Here is a 19430-nt window from a genome sequence, read left to right on the forward strand (position 1 = left end):
CTACAGGATGAGCTCCCGCTGGCACGACACCCTGGCCTCGTTCGACCTCGAGACGACGGGGGTGGACGTCGAGACCGCCCGCATCGTCACGGCGTGCATCGTCGTGCTCGACGGACGCGGCGAGGTCGTCGAGCGGCACGACTGGCTCGCGGATCCCGGGGTCGAGATCCCCGCGGGCGCGGCGGCCATCCACGGCGTCACCACCGAGCGCGCCCGGGCCGAGGGACGCGACGCCGGGGCGGTAGTCCTCGAGATCGTCACCACCATCCGCGAGATGTTCGCCCGCGGCCTCGCGCTCGTCGTCTACAACGCGCCCTACGACCTCACGCTCCTCAACCGCGAGGCCGTGCGGCACGGGGTGGAGCCGCTCCGCGACACCGGCCCCGTGATCGACCCGCTCGTCATCGACAAGGCGGTGGACACCTACCGACGAGGCAAGCGCACGCTCTCCGTCGCGGCCGAGCACTACGGGGTGCGCCTCGACGACGCGCACGACGCGGGCGCCGACGCGATCGCCGCGGGCCGCGTCGCCCAGGCCATCGCCGGGCGCTACGCCGACCAGCTCGACATCCCGGTGCTCGACCTGCACGACCGCCAGGTCGACTGGTCGCGCGTGCAGGCGGAGAGCTTCCAGGACTACATGCGGCGCACCCGGGATCCCGCCTTCACGACCTCGGGCGCCTGGCCCGAGCGTCACGCCGGGAGCTGAGCCCCCCCCGGGGACGACGAAGGGCGCCCGGCCGAGGCCGGGCGCCCTTCGCGGTGCAGCGAGCGGCTGCTACTTCTTGGTGCCGAAGCCCGCGTAGCGCGAGTTGAACTTCTCGACGCGGCCGGCAGAGTCCATGATGCGCTGCTTGCCCGTGTAGAACGGGTGCGAGGCGCTCGAGATCTCGACGTCGATGACGGGGTACGTGTTGCCGTCCTCCCACTCGATGGTCTTCGAGCTGCCCACCGTGGAGCGCGTGAGGAACGTCTCACCCGAGGCGAGGTCGCGGAAGACGACGGGGGCGTACTGGGGGTGGATGTCGGTCTTCATCGGGGTGTCCTTCGTCGATTCTGGTGTCTGCGTGGGAAGCGAGGGTGTCCGGGATGATCACCGGACCAGTGGACGAGCCTACCAGACGGGTGCCCGGAGCGGGCATGCGCGCCGAGAGGCCGCCGGACGGGTCAGCGCCGGACGGCGCGGGCCGTGAAGCGCCCGTCGTCGTGGGTGACCTCGAGCGCGAGCCCGAAGGCGCGGCCGAGGTTGTCCGCCGTGATGACGTCCGCGAGGGGGCCGGCCGCGACGACCGCGCCCTCGCGCAGCAGCAGGGCGTGCGTGAATCCGCGCGGGATCTCCTCGACGTGGTGGGTGACCATGACGATCCCGGGCGCCTCGGGTGCCGACGCGTAGCCGCCGAGCAGCTGCAGGAGCTCCTCGCGGGCGCCGAGGTCGAGGCTCGCGGCCGGCTCGTCGAGGAGGAGGAGCTCGGGGTCGGTCATGATCGAGCGCGCGATCTGCACGCGCTTCTGCTCGCCGTCGCTCAGCGTGCCGAACCGGCGCTGCTCGAGGTGGCCGAGCCGCCACTCGGCGAGCACCCGCTGGGCACGACGCACGTCGATGTCCTCGTAGTCCTCGTTCCAGCGGCCCGTGACCGAGTAGGCGGCGGTGAGCACGACGTCCAGCACCGTCTCGTCCGCCGGGATGCGGCGGGCCATCGCGGTGGACGCGAAGCCGATGCGCGAGCGGAGCTCGAACACGTCGACGCGGCCGAGCTCGTGGTCGAGGACCGTGGCCGTGCCCGACGAGGGGTGCGCCATCGCGGAGGCGATCTGCAGCAGGCTCGTCTTCCCGGCGCCGTTCGGGCCGAGGACGACCCAGCGCTCGTCGCCGTCCACCGTCCACTCCACCTGGTCGAGGATGGTCGTCCCGTTCCGGACGAAGGACACTCCGGACAGGGAGAGGACGTGGCTCATGCGCACGAGTCTACCGGCCCGGGCCCGCCGCGCGTCCCGGTCGCGGGGTGCGCAGGGGCGACCGGACGGCGTCTCCCGCCCCGGCGATCAGCGCAGGAGGGACGCGTAGATCGCCTCGGTCTGCCGGGCGATCCGGTCCCAGCCGAACTCGCGCTCGGCGCGGACGCGACCGGCCTCGCCCATGCGGCGCGCGGCGTCGGGATCCTGGACCACCTCGGTCAGGGCGGCGGCCAGGTCGCGGACGAAGCGCTCGGGGTCGGTGGGCGTGCCCGTGCCGTCGGTGGCCTGGTCGATGGGGACGAGTCGGCCGGTGACGCCGTCGTCGACGACCTCCGGGATCCCGCCGGTGGCGGTGCCGACGACGGGGGCGCCGCACGCCATGGCCTCGAGGTTCACGATGCCGAGCGGTTCGTAGACCGACGGGCAGACGAAGACCGTGCCCGCGGTGAGCACGGCGGACAGCTCGCGGCGCGGCAGCAGGCGGTCGATCCAGACGACGCCGGAGCGCTCCTCCTGGAGGCCGCGGACGAGGGCCGTGACCTCCTCCATGATCTGCGGGGTGTCGGGCGCGCCCGCGCACAGCACCATCTGCACGTCGGCGGGCAGCAGCGCGGCGGCGCGGAGGAGGTAGGGCAGGCCCTTCTGGCGCGTGATGCGGCCGACGAACACGACCGAGGGCCGCGACGGGTCGATGCCGAGGGACCGCACGAGCTCGTCGTCGTGCACAGGGGCCCACGACTCGAGGTCGATGCCGTTGTACACCGTGTGCACCCGCGCCTCGTCGAGGGCCGGGTACGAGCGCAGGATGTCGCGCTTCATGCCGTCGCTCACGGCGATGACGGCGTCGGCCGCCTCGTAGGCCGTGCGCTCGATCCAGCTGGACACGCGGTAGCCGCCGCCCAGCTGCTCCGCCTTCCACGGGCGCAGCGGCTCGAGGCTGTGCGCGGTGACGACGTGCGGGATCCCGTGCAGCATCGACGCGACGTGGCCCGCGTGGTTCGCGTACCAGGTGTGCGAGTGGACGACGTCGGCGCCGGCCACGTCGCTCGCGATGGCGAGGTCGACGGCCATGGTCTGCAGCGTGGCGTTGGCGCCCGCGAGCTCCGCGGGGACCGGGTAGGAGAAGACGCCGGGCTCGTCTCGCGGCGCCCCGAACGCGCGGACGACGACCTCGGTCCGCTGCCGCATGGCCTTCACGAGCTCCGTGACATGGACTCCCGCACCCCCGTATACCTCGGGCGGATACTCCTTGGTGATCACGTCTGCTCGCATTCGTCGAACGCTAGTACATGCCCTGCGGTGCATCTACGCTGGGGCAATGGCATCGAAGAAGATCTTTGGAATCGTGCTCGCCGGCGGCGAGGGCAAGAGGCTCATGCCGCTCACCGCGGACCGCGCCAAGCCCGCCGTCCCGTTCGGCGGCCAGTACCGGCTCATCGACTTCGCGCTGTCGAACCTGATCAACTCGGGGCTGACGCAGATCGTCGTGCTGACGCAGTACAAGTCGCACTCGCTCGACCGGCACGTGTCGCAGACCTGGCGCCTCAACCAGATGCTGAACTCCTACATCGCGTCCGTCCCCGCGCAGCAGCGGCTCGGCAAGCGCTGGTTCAGCGGGTCGGCCGACGCCATCCTGCAGAGCCTCAACCTCATCAACGACGAGAAGCCCGACATCGTCGTCGTGGTCGGCGCCGACCACGTGTACCGCATGGACTTCAGCCAGATGATCGACGCGCACATCGCGTCGGGCCACGGCGCGACGGTCGCGGCCATCCGCCAGCCCATCGAGCTCGCCGACCAGTTCGGCGTGATCGACGTGGATCCCGCGAACCCGTACGCCATCCGCGCCTTCCTCGAGAAGCCGAAGGACCCGCAGGGCCTCGACGACTCCCCCGGCGAGGTGCTCGCGTCCATGGGCAACTACGTCTTCGACACCGACCAGCTCATCGACGCGGTCCGCCGCGACGGCGAGAACCCGGAGTCCGCGCACGACATGGGCGGCGACATCGTGCCGTGGTTCGTCGAGCAGGGGAACGCGGGCGTGTACGACCTCAACCGCAACGAGGTCCCCGGCGCCAACGACCGCGACCGCTACTACTGGCGCGACGTCGGCACCATCGAGTCGTTCTTCGACGCGCACCAGGACCTCATCTCGGCGCTGCCGGTGTTCAACCTCTACAACAAGGACTGGCCGATCTTCAGCCAGCAGCTCAACAGCCCGCCGGCGAAGTTCGTCCGCGACGCGCAGGGGAACACGGGCACCATGATCGACTCGATCACGTCGCTCGGCGGGGTCATCAGCGGCGCCCACGTCGAGCGCAGCGTGCTGGGCCCCTGGGTCATCGCGGAGTCGGGTGCGCGCATCGTCGACAGCATCGTGTTCGACAAGGTCCACATCGGGGCAGGCGCGGTCATCACGCGCGCCATCCTCGACAAGGACGTCGAGGTCGAGCCCGGCGCGACCGTCGGCGTCGACCACGACCGCGACCGCGCGCGCGGCTTCACCGTCACCGACGGCGGCATCACCGTCGTGGGCAAGGGCGTGCGCGTCACCCCGTGAGCGCCGTCCGCCCGCTGACGCCGCCCGTCTCCCCCGCGGCGTCGCCCGTCCCCCGCGCCCGCCCGCGCATGCTCGTGGTGCTCGACGTGGACTCGACCCTCATCGAGGACGAGGCGATCGAGCTTCTGGCCGCCGAGGCGGGCTCGCTCGACGAGGTCGCCGCCGTCACGGACCGGGCGATGCGCGGCGAGCTCGACTTCGCCGAGAGCCTGCGCTCGCGCGTCGCGACGCTCGCCGGGCTGCCGGTCTCCGTGCACGCGACGGTCGGGGCGCGGATCCGCGTCACGCCGGGTGCCGAGCGCCTCATCGAGGGCCTGCAGGCGGCGGGCCACGTCGTCGCGGTCGTGTCGGGCGGGTTCCACGAGCTCCTGGATCCGCTGGCGGAGCGCCTCGGGCTCGACCTCTGGCGGGCCAACAGGCTGGAGGCGGACGGCGGGCGGCTCACGGGACGCGTCACCGGTCCGGTCATCGACGCCGCCGCGAAGCGCGCGGCCGTCGAGGAGTGGAGCGCGCAGCTCGGGATCCCGCTCGCCCGCGTCGTCGCGGTGGGCGACGGCGCGAACGACCTCGAGATGATGGCGGTGGCCGGCCTGTCGGTCGCGTTCGACGCGAAGCCCGCCGTGCGCCGGGGCGCCGACGTCTGCGTCGACCGCCGCGACCTCGCGCAGGTGCTCGCGCTCCTCGGCCTGCCGCGCTGAGCGGCTGACCCGCAGCGCCTCAGCCGGCGACGACCGCGCGGGCGATCGCCGCGAGCTGCGCGATGTTCGCCGGCATCCGCTCCCGCTCCGACGGCAGGCTCGCGAGGTGCGTGACGTTGTCCAGGTACGCCAGGAAGATGAACGCGCCGAAGCGCTCGTCGGGGACGCCCGTGCTGCCGCCCGCCGCCGTGTAGGCGCGGTGGAACTGCGCCCGCTGGCGCGGGGCGAGGTACATGATCGCCGCGGCGACGTCGAGGCCGGCGGGACCCAGCCCGCAGCGGTCGAAGTCGATGACGGACACGCCCGCGGGCCCCTGGATCAGGTTCCCCGGGTGGTAGTCGCCGTGCACCATGATGGGCGGCCCGGCCTCCGCGAGGGTCGACCGGAGCTCCTCGACGGCGCCCGCGAGCGCGTCCGCGGTGGAGCCGTCGGACATGATGCCCGGGTACCCCTCGACCAGGCGCTCCAGCCGCGTCGTCGCGTAGTCGGCGTCGTACCTGCGGCGCTGGCCGGCGAGGGCGACGGCGGCCGGATCCGCGCCCGCCGCATGCAACCCGGCCAGGGTCTCGGCGAAGGGGCCCGCATCGGAGGTGGCGGGCAGGCTGCTCAGCATCTCGCCGTCGTGCCAGGTGAGCAGGCTGGCCAGACGCCGCTCCACGCGCTCGCCCGACGCGCTGACGACCGCGCGCCGGAGGCCGACCTCGTCGTCGTCGGGGACGGCCGCCTCCACGGTCGCGGTCCAGGATCCGTCGCGCGTCCGCTGCGGCTCGGGCACCGACGGCCCGCCGAGCCCGGCCAGCATGTCGAGCCAGTCGAGCTCCAGGTCGATCTCGTGCTGCCTCCGGCGCGCGACGTGCAGGCGGAGGAGGTACCGGGATCCGCCGTCCACGTCGACGCGGTACGCGTGGTTGTGCGTGGCCCCGAGCTCGGTGAGCGCGGCGGGACCGAGGTCCCAGGCCGCCAGGAGGTCGGACACGGCGCTCTCCCCGACCGGCGGGGTCAGTGGCCCATGCCGAGGCCGCCGTCGACCGGGATCACGGCGCCGGAGATGTACGCGGCCTCGTCGGAGGAGACCCACGCCACGACGCCCGCGACCTCGGCGGCGGTGCCGTAGCGGCCGGCCGGGATGGACTTCCTGTACTCGGCCGCGGTCGCCTCGGGGAGCTCGGCCGTCATGTCGGTCTCGATGAACCCGGGCGCGACGACGTTCGCCGTGATCCCGCGGCCGCCAAGCTCGCGCGTGACCGAGCGGGCGAGGCCCACCAGCCCGCTCTTCGAGGCCGCGTAGTTGACCTGGCCGCCGGAGCCGTAGAGGCCGACGACGCTGGAGATGAGGACGATGCGGCCGAAGCGCGCCTTGAGCATGCCCTTCGACGCGCGCTTGACGACGCGGAACGCGCCCCCGAGGTTCGTGTCGACGACCTCGGTGAAGTCGTCGTCGCTCATCCGCATCATGAGGGTGTCGCGCGTGATGCCCGCGTTGGCCACCACGACCTCCACGGGTCCGTATGCGGCCTCGACCGCCGTGAAGGCGGCGTCGACCGACGCGGCGTCGGTCACGTCGGCACGCACCGTGAGGCTACCCGCGGGGCCCTCGCCGGAGCGGGCGGTGACGGCGACGCGGTGGCCGCGGCGCAGCATCTCCTCGGCGATCGCGTACCCGATCCCCCTGTTGCCTCCGGTGACGACGACGGTGCGTGCGGTGCTCATGGGGGACCTTCCATTACGGCTTGGAGGGGGCTTGCGGACGCGGACGAGCCTATCGGTGGCGCGGCGTACCCTGGTCTCGATGGGGAGCGCGTCGCTCCTCGCGAAGGACGCCATCCACGCATGCAAGCTCCGCAGCAGTCGGTCACCAGCCTCCCCCGGTCCCCGCAGGAGGACCGCCATGCCCGCATGGTCAAGTACACGGTCGCGATGAGCATCCGCATGGTCTGCATCCTGTCCTGCCTCTTCCTGCAGGGCTGGTGGCTGGCCGTCGCCGCCATCGGCGCCATCGTCCTGCCGTACTTCGCGGTCATCCTCGCGAACGTGGGCGGCAACCAGGGGACCGCGGTCGAGCGGCCCGGCGGCGTGGTCGTCGTCTCCGCGCGCCACTCCGGCTTCCCGCCGCCGGCCGAGCCGTACGTTCCGTCCGAGCCCTTCCGCGCGTCCGAGGCGTTCACCACGCCCGAGCCCTTCACGACCTACGAGACCGGTCGGGCGCCCGAGGCGCCGCGGACCTCCGACGCTCGTCCGACGGCCGCCGGCGGCACCGCGCCCGACACCCCGACCGACGCGTGAGCGGGCTCGCCTCCTGGGGCCTCGGATCCGCCGGGCCGTCCTCCGACGTCGTCGAGTGCTCGCGCGCCGGCTGCCGCCTCGACGCGGCGTGGCGCGTCGAGTGGCGGAACCCCCGCATCCACACGACCGACCGCGTGAAGACGTGGACGGCGTGCGACGATCACGTCGGCTTCCTGCGCGACTTCCTCGCCGGCCGCGACTTCCCGGTGCGGGTCGCCGCGATCGACGCGCCCGTCGAAGGGGCGATCGCGTGAGCCGCTGGCGCTTCGTCCTCAACCGCAGGTGGGCCGGCTACCTGCTGGTCGCCGTCGTCTTCGCGATCGCGTGCGCGCTGCTCAGCCACTGGCAGTTCGCCCGCCGGGACGAGGCCCTCGCCGAGATCGCCAAGGTCGAGGACAACTGGGACCGCGCCCCGCAGCCCGTCGACCAGGTGCTCGCCGACACGTCGGCGTACGTCGACACGCAGAAGTGGACGCCCGTCACGATGACCGGCACCTACCTGATGGACGAGCAGCTGCTGGCCCGCAACCGCCCCTTCAACGGGCAGCCGGGGTTCGAGGTGCTCACGCCGTTCCGGCTCGACGACGGTCGCGTGTTCGTGGTCGACCGGGGCTGGGTGCCCATCGGCAACTCCCAGGACTCCCCCGACTCCGTCCCGGCGCCGCCCGCCGGCGAGGTCACCGTCACGGCCAGGCTCAAGGCCGGCGAGCCGGAGCTGCCGGGCCGCTCCGCCCCCGAGGGGCAGATCGCCACCGTGAACCTGCCCGACATCGCGGACCGCGTCGGATCGCCGACGTTCACGGGCGCCTACGGGCTGCTCATCTCGGAGGATCCGGCCCCCGCGGAGGCCGCGCCGTTCGCGACGCCGCGCCCCGAGGAGGACGAGGGGCCGCACCTCTCCTACGCCTTCCAGTGGCTGGTGTTCGCGATCATCGCGTTCGTGGGACTCGGCGTCGCGATCCGCAACGAGTACCGCATCATCAACGCGGACGATCCCGAGGAGCAGGACCGCGAGCGCGCCCGGCAGGCCAAGCGCGCCCGGAAGCAGCCCTCGGACGCCGACGTCGAGGACCGGATCCTCGACGACGCACGCTGAGCAGGCGGGTGGGAGAGCCCGACCCAGCCGGCCGGCGCGCGCCCGCTCGGCTCAGGCCAGCTCGATGAGCTCCATGTAGTCGGGGCTCCAGTGGTCCTCCGTGCCGTCGGGCATGATGAGGACCCGCTCCGGGTTCAGCGCCTCCACGGCGCCGGCGTCGTGGCTGACGAGCACGACCGCGCCCGAGTACGTGTTGAGCGCGCCGAGGATCTCCTCGCGGCTCGCGGGGTCGAGGTTGTTGGTGGGCTCGTCGAGCAGCAGCACGTTCGCGCCGGACACGACGATCATCGCCAGCGCGAGACGCGTCTTCTCGCCGCCCGAGAGCACACCAGCGGGCTTCGCCGAGTCGTCGCCCGTGAAGAGGAACGAGCCGAGCACGCGTCGCGCCTCCATCTCGGAGATGTCGGGCGAGGAGGAGACCATGTTCTCCAGCACGCTGCGCTTGACGTCGATGGTCTCGTGCTCCTGCGCGTAGTAGCCGACGCGCAGGCCGTGGCCGGGCTCGAGCCGGCCCGTGTCGGGCTGGTCGACGCCCGCGAGGATCCGCAGCAGCGTCGTCTTGCCCGCGCCGTTGAGGCCGAGGATGACGACCTTGCTCCCCCGGTCGATGGCCAGGTCGACGGCCGTGAAGATCTCCAGCGAGCCGTAGTTCTTGCTGAGGTCGCTCGCCATGAGCGGCGTGCGCCCGCAGGCGACGGGCTCCGGGAAGCGCAGCTTCGCCACGCGGTCGACCGCGCGCACCTCCTCGAGCCCGGACAGCATCTTCTCCGCGCGCCGCACCATCTGGTGGGCGGCCGCGGCCTTGGACGCCTTGGCGCCGAACTTCGCGGCCTGCAGCTGGAGGACGCCCGCCTTCTTCTCGACGTTGGCGCGCTCCTTCTTGCGGCGCTCCTCGTCGGCGGCGCGCTGGCGCTGGTAGTGCTTCCAGCCCATGTTGTAGATGTCGATGACCATGCGGTTCGCGTCGAGGTAGAAGACGCGGTTCACGGTGTCGCCCACGAGCTCCACGTCGTGGCTGATGACGATCAGCCCGCCCTGGTACCCCTTGAGGAACTCGCGCAGCCAGGTGACGGAGTCGGCGTCGAGGTGGTTGGTGGGCTCGTCGAGGAGCATCGTGTCCGCGCCGGAGAAGAGGATGCGCGCGAGCTCGATGCGGCGGCGCTGACCGCCGGAGAGGGTGCTGAGGGGCTGGTCGAGGATCCGGTCGGGGAGGCTGAGGTTGCTCGCGATCGACGCGGCCTCGGCCTCGGCCGCGTAGCCGCCGAGCGCGACGAAGCGCTCCTCGAGGCGGCCGTAGTCCTTCATCGCCTTCGCGGAGACCTTCTCGTCCGTGGACGCCATGTCGAGCATCGCGCGCTGCATGTCGAGCGACAGCGTGCCGAGCCCGCGGGCGTCGAGGATGCGCGTGCGTGCGAGGTCCTCCGGGTTGCCGGAGCGCGGGTCCTGCGGGAGGTAGCCGATCTCGCCCGAGCGGTCGATGCGGCCGCCCGTGGGCTGGCCCTCCCCGGCGAGGATCTTGGTGAGCGTGGTCTTGCCGGCGCCGTTGCGGCCGACGAGGCCGATCTTGTCCCCCGGGCTCACCCGGAACGAGACGTCCTCCATGAGGACGCGGGCGCCGACGCGCAGCTCCAGGTCGTGTACAGCGAGCACGGTGAATGGTCCTTCTGATCAGCGGATGTCCCACGGTCCGTGGGAGGTGGGCGACCCGCAGCAGAGGGGGTCGAGCCCGGTCGGTCGAGGGCGTCCATCGGACCCGACCGGTCCAGTGTACGAGACGACGGCGTCGCGGCCCTCTTCCCGGCGGGCGGCCACGCGACGACGGCCCCACCCGGAGCGGGTGGGGCCGTCGAGGACGTGCGGGTGGTGCGGCGGATCACATGGAGAAGCCGAGCGCCCGCATCATGTCCCGGCCGTCGTCGGTGATCTTCTCGGGACCCCACGGCGGCATCCACACCCAGTTGATGCGGAACGCGGCCACGACGCCGTCGAGCGCCTCCGCGGTCTGCTCCTCGAGGACGTCGGTCAGCGGGCAGCCCGCGGACGTGAGCGTCATGTGGATGATGAGGGCGTCGTTCTCGTCGTCCCACGCGAGGTCGTAGATGAGCCCCAGGTCGACGATGTTGATCCCGAGCTCGGGATCCATCACGTCCTTGAGCGCCTCCTCGACCTCGTCGAACTTCTGCGGGGGCAGCGTGCTCTGCATGCTCACGCCGAGACCGTGGTCGAGGGGGCGACCTCCGCAGCCGGGGCGAGGAAGCGGTCGTAGCCCTCCTCCTCGAGGCGGTCGGCCAGCTCGCGGCCACCCTGCTCGGCGACCCGGCCCGCGACGAACACGTGGACGAAGTCGGGCTGGATGTAGCGGAGGATGCGCGTGTAGTGCGTGATGAGCAGGAGCCCGAGACCCGTGTTCGCCTTCGCGCGGTTGACGCCCTCGGAGACGATCTTGAGCGCGTCGACGTCGAGGCCGGAGTCGGTCTCGTCGAGCACCGCGAACTTGGGCTTCAGCAGCTCGAGCTGTAGGACCTCGTTGCGCTTCTTCTCGCCGCCCGAGAACCCCTCGTTGACGTTGCGCTCGGCGAACGCGGGGTCCATCTTGAGCGCCGCCATCGAGCTGCGGACGTCCTTGATCCAGGCGCGGATGGCCGGGGCCTCGCCGTCGATCGCGGTCTTGGCGGTGCGCAGGAAGTTGGTGGTGGTGACGCCGGGGATCTCGACCGGGTACTGCATGGCGAGGAACAGGCCCGCGCGGGCGCGCTCGTCCACCGTCATGTCGAGGACCTCGACGCCGTCGAGCGTGATCGAGCCGGAGTCGACGTGGTACTTCGGGTGACCCGAGATCGTGTACGCGAGGGTGGACTTGCCCGAGCCGTTGGGGCCCATGATCGCGTGGATCTCGCCCTCGTTGATCGTGAGGTCGACGCCCTTGAGGATCTGCTTGCGGCCCTGCTCGGTGTCGACGCTGACGTGCAGGTCGGTGATGGTGAGTGTTGACATCGGTGCGTTCCTCTAGCTCTTCGGGGTGGTGTCGATGTGGATGTCGCCGTCCACGATCGACACGGGGTAGACGGGGACGGGCTCGTAGGCCGGCAGCGTGCGCGGCTTGCCCGTCTCGAGGGAGAACTTCGACCCGTGGGCCCAGCACTCCAGGGTGTCGCCCTCGACGAAGCCCTCGGCCAGCGAGATGTCGCCGTGCGTGCAGGTGTCGCCGATGGCGTGCACCGTGCCGGAGGAGTCCTTCACGATGGCGATCGCGAGTCCCTCGATCTCGACGCGGAGCGCCTCGTTCACGTCGAGGTCGTCGACGGCGCAGATGCGGACGGCGGTCATCGGGCGACCGCCCCGCCGGACAGCTCGGCCTCGATGGCGGCCTGGAGCCGCTCCTCGAGGTCGGGCACGCCGATCTGCTGGACGATCTCGCTCAGGAAGCCGCGGACGACGAGGCGGCGCGCCTCCTCCTCCGTGATCCCGCGGGCCTGCAGGTAGAAGAGCTGCTCGTCGTCGAAGCGGCCCGTGGCGCTCGCGTGACCGGCGCCGGCGATGTCGCCGGTCTCGATCTCGAGGTTCGGGATCGAGTCGGCGCGCGTGCCGTCCGTGAGGACGAGGTTGCGGTTCTGCTCGTAGCTGTCGGTGCCCGGCGCCGAGCGGCGGATGAGCACGTCGCCGATCCAGACGGTGCGGGCGCCCTTCCCCTGCAGCGCGCCCTTGTAGGTGACCCTGCTGCGGGTGTTGGGGGCGTCGTGGTCGACGTACACCTGCTGCTCCAGGTGCTGGCCCGCGTCGGCGAAGTACACGCCGAGCAGCTCGCCGTCGGCGCCCTCGTTCGAGAGGTGGGCCGAGGGGTTGACCCGGACGATGGATCCGCCGAGCGTCACCACCACGTGCTTGAGCTTGGCGTCGCGTCCGACGACGGCCTGGTGCGCGGCAAGGTGGCGAGCTTCGTCGTCCCACTGCTGCACGGTGACGACGGTGAGCTCGGCCCGGTCGCCGACGACGATCTCGACGTTCTCGACGAGCGAGGCGGACCCGACGTTGTCGAGGATGACGACGCCGCGGCTGAACGGCGCGGCCGTGATGACGGTGTGCGCGGCGCGCGCCGCCGCGCCGAGCTCGGAGCGGCCGACCGTGACGGTGACGCGCTCCTCCCCCGAGACGTCGATGGCGAGCGCCTCCCCGAACGACGACCAGGCGTTGGCCTGGGCGCGGTCCTCGGGCGCTCCCGCGGTGCCGACGCGGGCGTCGTCCCGCGGGACCCACGAGACGGCGGTGCCGGCGGCGTCGGAGCTGGTGAACGGGTAGCGGGATCCGTCGAGCTCACCGGAGATGAGGTCGTCGAGCCGGCGGACGGGCGTCAGCTTCCAGACGGCCTCCCGACCGGTGACGGCGTCGAACGCCTCGACGTCCGTGGACGTGAAGCGCTCGGAGCGCGTCTGGATGGGGACTGCCGCCCACCCTCCGTCGGTGTGCGCCCGGTTGCCGTGCTGGTCGGCGGGGACGGGGGCTTCTGTGGTGGCGAGTGGGGTCGTCATCTAGCCGACGGATCCTTCCATGCCCATCTCGATGAGCTTGTTGAGTTCGAGCGCGTACTCCATGGGCAGCTCTCGGGCGATGGGCTCGATGAAGCCGCGGACGATCATGGCCATGGCCTCGTCCTCGGGCATGCCCCGGCTCATCAGGTAGAACAGCTGCTCCTCGCTGACGCGCGAGACGGTGGCCTCGTGCCCGAGCTGGACGTCGTCCACGCGGATGTCGATCGCGGGGTACGTGTCGGAGCGGGAGATCGTGTCGACGAGCAGCGCGTCGCAGCGGACGGTGTTGGCGGAGTGGTGCGCCGCCGCGTCCACGCGGATCTCGCCGCGGTAGCCGGCCCGGCCGCCGCCGCGGGCGATCGACTTGGAGACGATCGACGACTGCGTGTACGGCGCCATGTGCACCATCTTCGCGCCGGCGTCCTGGTGCTGGCCGGGGCCCGCGAAGGCGACCGACAGGGTCTCGCCCTTGGCGCGCTCGCCCATGAGGTAGATGGAGGGGTACTTCATCGTGACCTTGGATCCGATGTTGCCGTCGATCCACTCCATGGTCGCGCCCTCGGCGGCCGTCGCGCGCTTGGTGACGAGGTTGTAGACGTTGTTCGACCAGTTCTGGATGGTCGTGTAGCGGACGCGGGCGTCCTTCTTCACGATGATCTCGACCACCGCGGAGTGCAGCGAGTCGGACTTGTAGATGGGCGCGGTGCAGCCCTCGATGTAGTGGACGTAGCTGCCCTCGTCCGCGATGATCAGCGTCCGCTCGAACTGGCCCATGTTCTCGGTGTTGATGCGGAAGTACGCCTGCAGCGGGATCTCCACGTGCACGCCCTTGGGCACGTACACGAACGACCCGCCCGACCACACCGCCGTGTTCAGCGCCGCGAACTTGTTGTCGCCGGCGGGGATGACGGTGCCGAAGTACTCCTTGAACAGCTCCGGGTGCTCGCGCAGCGCCGTGTCGGTGTCCATGAAGATGACGCCCTGGTCCTCGAGCTCCTTCTGGATGGAGTGGAAGACGACCTCGGACTCGTACTGGGCCGCGACGCCGGAGACGAGGCGCTGGCGCTCCGCCTCGGGGATGCCGAGCCGCTCGTACGTGTTCTTGATGTCGTCGGGCAGGTCCTCCCACGTCTGGGCCTGCTTCTCCGTGGAGCGCACGAAGTACTTGATGTTGTCGAAGTCGATGCCGGACAGGTCGGCGCCCCAGGTCGGCATGGGCTTCTTGCCGAAGAGCTCGTAGCCCTTCATGCGGTTGGCGAGCATCCACTCGGGCTCGTCCTTGCGCCGCGAGATGTCGGCGACGACCTGCGGGGAGATGCCGCGCTTGGCCGATGCGCCGGCGACGTCGGAGTCGGACCAGCCGAACTCGTACTGCCCCAGGCTCTCGAGCTCCGGTCGGTCGATGAGCACATCTGACATGGCTACCTGCTTTCCTGACGATCTGGGCGTATCAGCGCCGTATCGGCATACCCCCTCGCACGGCGACGCCGCTTCGGTGACGAGGGGAAGACTGTGGGTCTCAGGGATGCGGCGGCTTCACGCCTCGCACCCCTCTTAGGATGAACACGAACGCGGGTGGACTTGTTCCCGCCGTCCTCGCTGACGTGCCGGATGCTGCAAGACCCGACGTGTTCCATGAACCACCCGATTCTACGGGCAATCCAGCGGGCACGGAAGGCAGGCAGTGACTCACGGCACCGATGCGGGGCAGTCTCCCAGTGGGAGCGTGCTAGGTCAGACCCTCATGGTCGGCAGGCGGCTGCGGGAGCGGCTGCCGGACGGGATCACCCGCGTCACGCGGATCCTCGTCTGGACCACGCTCGCCGTGCAGACGCTCGTCGTCGGCACCGGCGGGCTCGTCCGGCTCACGGGCTCCGGGCTCGGCTGCCCGACGTGGCCGCGGTGCACCGCCGACTCCTTCGTGTCGACGCCCGAGATGGGCGTCCACGGGCTCATCGAGTTCGGCAACCGCCTGCTCACGTTCGTCCTGGTGATCGTCGCCATCGCCACGTTCCTCGCCGTCCTGCGGCTGCGGAACCGCGGTCGCGGGCTCTTCTCGATCGCGCTCGCCATCGGCCTCGGGATCCCCGCGCAGGGCGTCATCGGCGGCATCACGGTGCTCACCGGGCTGAACCCCTACATCGTGGGCCTGCACTTCGTCGTGTCCGTGGTGCTCGTCGTCCTGTCGACCGTGCTCGTGTGGCGCACCTACCACCCGTTCGACGAGGCGGAGCGGTCGGTGCCGTCGTCGTTCTCGACCCTCGCGCGCGTCACCGCGGTCGCCGTCGGCGTCACGATCCTGGTCGGCATCGTCGTCACCGGATCCGGCCCCCACGCGGGCGACCAGGGCGCTGCCCGCAACGGACTCGACCCGGAGCTGCTGCAGCACATCCACAGCTGGCCGGCCTACGCGACCTTCGGCCTCACGATCGCCCTCGTCGCGATAGCGGCCCGGAACCGGTGGACGGCCGTCTCGCGCTGGACCCGGGTCCTGCTCGCGGTCGAGGTCGCCCAGATCGCGGTGGGCATCATCCAGGCGCGCACCGGCCTCCCCGAGTTCCTGGTGGGGCTGCACATGGTCCTCGCCTGCCTCCTCGCGTCCGCGATGACGGCCACGCTGCTCAGCACGACCCGCCGCGCCGACACCCTGCGCCTCACGCCCGCGGAGGTGCGGCGCTCCGCCCACGTGGGCTGACAGCCGCACTCCCGTCGTCGACGTCGCCCGCCCGAGCACCGCTCGCGGCGGGCGTCGTCGTCCGCGGGCCGCCCACCTCGCGCAGGGCGTGCCCTCGAGCAGAGGGGCGGCAGCGGCCGACGACCGGTCACCGGCGGCGGCATCCGCGGCAGCACGCCGCCGGTGGGCCATGCCGGGCACGCCATCCGTCCGCGCTGCCGGTCGCGGAGCGCGCCGAGCTCCGAGGACCCGAGGGCGGACACGGCAGCACGCTCACGGGGCCTCTGCCCTCGCGGGACCCGCAGCCGCCCCCGCACGCGCGGATGCGGTCGCTCAGGTGCGGGCGCGCCGCAGCCGAGCGCCCGCCGGCGAGGACCCGAGGATCAGAAGGGCAGGAGCGGGTCGATGCCGACCGCGAGGAACAGCAGCGAGAGGTACGAGATGGAGGCATGGAAGACGCGCATCGGCTTGATGGGCTCGTGGCGGACCGCCAGGTCGTACAGGCGGTGCGTCTCGTAGACGAACCAGCCGCCGCCGGCGAGGGCCGCGAGCGTGTAGACGAGCCCCATGCCCGCGACGGGGATGAGCAGCAGGGAGCACACGAGCGTCGCCCACGCGTAGAGGATGGTCTGCAGGCCGACGGCGGCGCGGCCCCGCACGACCGCGAGCATCGGCACGTTGACGGACGCGTAGTCGTCGCGGTACTTCATGGACAGCGGCCAGTAGTGCGGCGGGGTCCAGAGGAAGACGATCATGAAGAGGATGACGGGCGCCCAGGAGATGTCGCCCGTGACGGCGGCCCAGCCGATGAGCACGGGCATGCAGCCCGCGGCACCGCCCCAGACGATGTTCTGCGGCGTGCGGCGCTTCAGCCACAGCGTGTAGACGAAGACGTAGAAGAGGATCGCGGCGAGCGACAGCGCCGCGGCGAGCCAGTTGGAGATGACGCCCAGCCAGACGATGCTGGCGACGCCGATGATCCACGCGAAGACGAGCGCCTCCCGGTCGGAAAGCTCCCCCGTCACCAGGGGGCGCCGCTGGGTGCGCTTCATGACACGGTCGATGTCCCGGTCGATGTAGCAGTTGAAGGCGTTGGCGCTGCCGGCGCTGAGCGTGCCGCCGACGAGGACGCCGAGGATCAGCCAGGGGTTCGGCCACCCGCCCTGCGCGAGGATCATGACGGGCGCGGTGGTCACGAGCAGGAGCTCGATGACGCGCGGCTTCGTCAGTGCGACGTACGCCTTGGTCTTCCTCGCCACGCCGATCGTCTCCCGATCGACCCGACTCTGCACCGCAACGTTCATCGCACCTCTAACTCGCCGGACATTCCCTCCCCATGGTAGGCCACCGCCCCTGCGAGCCGAGCCGCGAGGGCCCGTCGCGGCGGGCTCGGAACACCTGGGGCCGAGTGGGTGTTCCCTATACTGATAGGCGGTCCGGCTGGGCCTCCCCCCATCTTCAGAAGGGCTAGAACCAAGTGGCAGCATTGCAATGGGACCCCATCGACAGCAAGGCGGTCGACACCGCACGGATCCTCGCCGCGGACGCGGTCGAGAAGGTCGGAAACGGTCACCCCGGCACCGCCATGAGCCTGGCCCCGGCGGCCTACCTCCTGTTCCAGAAGGTCATGCGCCGCGACCCCTCCGACAGCACCTGGATCGGCCGTGACCGGTTCATCCTCTCGGTGGGCCACAGCTCGCTCACGCAGTACACGCAGTTCTTCCTCGGCGGCTACGGCCTCGAGATCGAGGACCTCCAGGCCCTCCGCACGTGGGACTCCAAGACCCCGGGCCACCCGGAGTACGGCCACACCGACGGCGTCGAGATCACCACCGGCCCCCTCGGCCAGGGCCTCGCCTCGTCCGTCGGCTTCGCGTACGCCGCCCGCTACGAGCGCGGCCTGTTCGACCCGGAGACGCCCGCGGGCGAGAGCCCCTTCGACCACTTCGTCTACGTGATCGCCGGCGACGGCGACATGCAGGAGGGCATCACCTCCGAGGCCTCCTCCCTCGCGGGGCACCAGGAGCTCGGCAACCTCATCGCGATCTACGACAGCAACCAGATCTCCATCGAGGACGACACCGACATCGCCTTCACGGAGGACGTGGCCGCGCGCTACGAGTCCTACGGCTGGCACGTGCAGCACGTCGACTGGAAGAAGTCGGGCGAGTACGTCGAGGACGTCCAGGAGCTGTTCGACGCCGTCGAGGCCGCCAAGGCCGAGACGCGCAAGCCGTCGCTGATCATCCTCAAGACGATCATCGGCTGGCCCTCCCCCAAGAAGCAGAACTCGGGCAAGATCCACGGCTCCGCCCTCGGCGCCGAGGAGCTCGCGGCCGTCAAGCAGATCGTCGGCTTCGACCCCGAGAAGAGCTTCGAGGTGCCGGACGGCGTCCTCGAGCACACCCGCCAGGCCGTCGAGCGCGGCCAGCAGCAGCACCGCGAGTGGGACGAGAAGCTCGCCGCGTGGGCCGAGGCGAACCCCGAGCGCAAGACGCTCCTCGACCGCGTCCTCGCCGGCGACGCCCCGGAGGGCCTCGACGAGGCGCTCCCCGTGTTCCCCGCGGGCAAGGACGTCTCGACGCGCGCCGCGTCCGGCAAGGTCATCAACGCCATCGCCGAGGTCATGCCCGAGCTGTGGGGCGGTTCCGCCGACCTCGCCGAGTCGAACAACACGACCATCGAGTCGGCGCCGTCCTTCGTGCCCGCCGAGCGCTCCACCGACATGTGGAAGGGCGACCCCTACGGCCGCGTCCTCCACTTCGGCATCCGCGAGCACGCCATGGGCGCGATCCTCAACGGCATCGTCCTGCACGGGAACACCCGCCCCTTCGGCGGCACGTTCCTCATCTTCAGCGACTACATGCGCCCGGCGGTCCGTCTCGCCGCGCTCATGAAGGCGCCGTCGATCTTCGTCTGGACGCACGACTCCGTCGCCCTCGGCGGCGACGGGCCGACCCACCAGCCGGTGGAGCAGCTCGCCAGCCTCCGCGCCATCCCGGGCCTCGACGTCATCCGCCCCGCGGACGCCAACGAGACCGCGCAGGCGTGGAAGACGATCCTCACCCGCCGCATGGGGCCCGCCGGCCTCGCGCTCTCGCGCCAGAACCTCCCGGTCCTGGAGCGGGGCGCGGGCGACGCGACGGCCACCGAGTACGCCTCGGCCGCCGGCGTCGCGAAGGGCGCGTACATCCTCGCCGACACCGAGGGCACGCCCGACGTGATCCTCATCGCCACGGGCTCCGAGGTCCAGTTCGCCGTCGAGGCGCGCGAGGCCCTCGCCGCCGAGGGCGTGCAGGCCCGTGTCGTCAGCGCGCCGAGCCTCGAGTGGTTCGAGGAGCAGGACGCGGCGTACAAGGAGCACGTGCTCCCCGAGGGGGTCGCCGCGCGCGTCTCCGTCGAGGCGGGCATCTCGCTCTCCTGGAAGCAGTACGTCGGGCACCACGGCCGCAGCATCTCGATCGAGCACTTCGGCGCCAGCGCCGAGTACGAGGTCCTGTACCGCGAGTTCGGCATCACCACGGAGGCCGTCGTGAAGGCGGCCAAGGAGTCCATCGCCTCCCTCTAGAAGCTGACGAGGAGCGGGGCGGCCGAGCTGCTCCGCTCCCCGCCGGCCGCCGACCGGCCCGTCCGGTCG

The 19430-nt window shown here is 71.4% G+C and carries 20 protein-coding genes; 8 read left to right on the plus strand and 12 right to left on the minus strand.

What is annotated here, in order from left to right:
* Positions 1-7 precede the first annotated feature (7 nt).
* The gene (locus BFL37_RS02160; protein ID WP_086513527.1) at positions 8-709 is read left to right on the plus strand and encodes a 3'-5' exonuclease; all 702 of its coding nucleotides are present in this window, start codon (positions 8-10) and stop codon (positions 707-709) included.
* 69 nt (positions 710-778) lie between these two features.
* Here the strand turns inward: BFL37_RS02160 and BFL37_RS02165 are convergent, their stop codons facing one another.
* The 3 genes from BFL37_RS02165 to glgA form a co-directional block, all read right to left on the minus strand.
* Positions 779-1036 carry a type B 50S ribosomal protein L31 gene (locus BFL37_RS02165; protein WP_086513528.1) on the minus strand — a complete coding sequence of 86 codons (258 nt, stop codon included), beginning with the start codon at positions 1034-1036 and terminating at the stop codon, positions 779-781.
* Between the two features lie 131 nt (positions 1037-1167).
* Positions 1168-1956, minus strand: a complete 789-nt coding sequence (locus tag BFL37_RS02170; protein ID WP_086513529.1) for an ABC transporter ATP-binding protein — start codon at positions 1954-1956, stop codon at positions 1168-1170.
* An 87-nt stretch (positions 1957-2043) separates the two neighbouring features.
* A complete protein-coding gene (glgA, locus tag BFL37_RS02175) occupies positions 2044-3228 on the minus strand; it encodes a glycogen synthase (protein WP_086513530.1) in 1185 nt (394 codons plus the stop codon).
* A 46-nt stretch (positions 3229-3274) separates the two neighbouring features.
* Here glgA and BFL37_RS02180 point away from each other — a divergent pair, with 46 nt between their 5' ends.
* Together BFL37_RS02180 and serB are read left to right on the plus strand one after the other, a co-directional pair.
* Entirely contained in the window at positions 3275-4516 is a 1242-nt protein-coding gene (locus BFL37_RS02180) for a glucose-1-phosphate adenylyltransferase (protein WP_086513531.1), read from the plus strand.
* Positions 4513-5214: a phosphoserine phosphatase SerB gene (gene serB / locus BFL37_RS02185; RefSeq protein ID WP_172403720.1), complete on the plus strand. Its 702-nt coding sequence runs from the start codon at positions 4513-4515 to the stop codon at positions 5212-5214. The genes BFL37_RS02180 and serB overlap by 4 nt, the downstream gene beginning before the upstream one ends.
* Before the next feature lie 19 nt (positions 5215-5233).
* Here the strand turns inward: serB and BFL37_RS02190 are convergent, their stop codons facing one another.
* Positions 5234-6190, minus strand: a complete 957-nt coding sequence (locus BFL37_RS02190; RefSeq protein ID WP_086513532.1) for a phosphotransferase enzyme family protein — start codon at positions 6188-6190, stop codon at positions 5234-5236.
* A gap of 23 nt (positions 6191-6213) precedes the next feature.
* A complete protein-coding gene (fabG, locus tag BFL37_RS02195) occupies positions 6214-6924 on the minus strand; it encodes a 3-oxoacyl-ACP reductase FabG (RefSeq protein ID WP_086513533.1) in 711 nt (236 codons plus the stop codon).
* 120 nt (positions 6925-7044) lie between these two features.
* On the opposite strand from fabG, the gene BFL37_RS02200 reads away from it, so the two are divergent.
* Genes BFL37_RS02200 through BFL37_RS02210 form a run of 3 tightly spaced genes read left to right on the plus strand, consistent with a single transcriptional unit; the run spans position 7045 to position 8593 of the window.
* Positions 7045-7497 carry a DUF3099 domain-containing protein gene (locus tag BFL37_RS02200; protein ID WP_086513534.1) on the plus strand — a complete coding sequence of 151 codons (453 nt, stop codon included), beginning with the start codon at positions 7045-7047 and terminating at the stop codon, positions 7495-7497.
* A complete protein-coding gene (locus BFL37_RS02205) occupies positions 7494-7751 on the plus strand; it encodes a hypothetical protein (RefSeq protein ID WP_086513535.1) in 258 nt (85 codons plus the stop codon). Before BFL37_RS02200 ends, BFL37_RS02205 begins: the two co-directional genes overlap by 4 nt.
* Positions 7748-8593, plus strand: coding sequence for an SURF1 family cytochrome oxidase biogenesis protein (locus tag BFL37_RS02210; protein ID WP_086513536.1), 846 nt, complete (start codon positions 7748-7750; stop codon positions 8591-8593). The genes BFL37_RS02205 and BFL37_RS02210 overlap by 4 nt, the downstream gene beginning before the upstream one ends.
* 51 nt (positions 8594-8644) lie before the next feature.
* On the opposite strand, the gene BFL37_RS02215 is transcribed toward BFL37_RS02210, so the two are convergent.
* The 6 genes from BFL37_RS02215 to sufB form a co-directional block, all read right to left on the minus strand.
* On the minus strand, positions 8645-10243 hold the full coding sequence (locus BFL37_RS02215; protein ID WP_086513537.1) for an ABC-F family ATP-binding cassette domain-containing protein: 1599 nt from the start codon (positions 10241-10243) through the stop codon (positions 8645-8647).
* 223 nt (positions 10244-10466) lie between these two features.
* Positions 10467-10796, minus strand: coding sequence for a metal-sulfur cluster assembly factor (locus tag BFL37_RS02220; RefSeq protein ID WP_086513538.1), 330 nt, complete (start codon positions 10794-10796; stop codon positions 10467-10469).
* Between the two features lie 2 nt (positions 10797-10798).
* Positions 10799-11587, minus strand: coding sequence for a Fe-S cluster assembly ATPase SufC (gene sufC, locus BFL37_RS02225; protein ID WP_086513539.1), 789 nt, complete (start codon positions 11585-11587; stop codon positions 10799-10801).
* A gap of 12 nt (positions 11588-11599) precedes the next feature.
* Positions 11600-11920: a non-heme iron oxygenase ferredoxin subunit gene (locus BFL37_RS02230; protein ID WP_086513540.1), complete on the minus strand. Its 321-nt coding sequence runs from the start codon at positions 11918-11920 to the stop codon at positions 11600-11602.
* A complete protein-coding gene (gene sufD, locus BFL37_RS02235) occupies positions 11917-13119 on the minus strand; it encodes a Fe-S cluster assembly protein SufD (RefSeq protein WP_086513541.1) in 1203 nt (400 codons plus the stop codon). The genes BFL37_RS02230 and sufD overlap by 4 nt, the downstream gene beginning before the upstream one ends.
* Positions 13120-14538 carry a Fe-S cluster assembly protein SufB gene (gene sufB / locus BFL37_RS02240; RefSeq protein WP_045528109.1) on the minus strand — a complete coding sequence of 473 codons (1419 nt, stop codon included), beginning with the start codon at positions 14536-14538 and terminating at the stop codon, positions 13120-13122.
* A 265-nt stretch (positions 14539-14803) separates the two neighbouring features.
* Here sufB and BFL37_RS02245 point away from each other — a divergent pair, with 265 nt between their 5' ends.
* Entirely contained in the window at positions 14804-15814 is a 1011-nt protein-coding gene (locus BFL37_RS02245; protein WP_086513542.1) for a COX15/CtaA family protein, read from the plus strand.
* A 362-nt stretch (positions 15815-16176) separates the two neighbouring features.
* Here BFL37_RS02245 and BFL37_RS02250 read toward each other — a convergent pair whose 3' ends face one another.
* A complete protein-coding gene (locus tag BFL37_RS02250; RefSeq protein WP_086513543.1) occupies positions 16177-17097 on the minus strand; it encodes a heme o synthase in 921 nt (306 codons plus the stop codon).
* A 173-nt stretch (positions 17098-17270) separates the two neighbouring features.
* Here BFL37_RS02250 and tkt point away from each other — a divergent pair, with 173 nt between their 5' ends.
* On the plus strand, positions 17271-19361 hold the full coding sequence (tkt, locus tag BFL37_RS02255) for a transketolase (protein ID WP_086513544.1): 2091 nt from the start codon (positions 17271-17273) through the stop codon (positions 19359-19361).
* The last annotated feature ends 69 nt before the right edge of the window (positions 19362-19430 follow it).

Source organism: Clavibacter michiganensis (assembly GCF_002151125.1).
Lineage (GTDB): Bacteria > Actinomycetota > Actinomycetes > Actinomycetales > Microbacteriaceae > Clavibacter > Clavibacter michiganensis_C.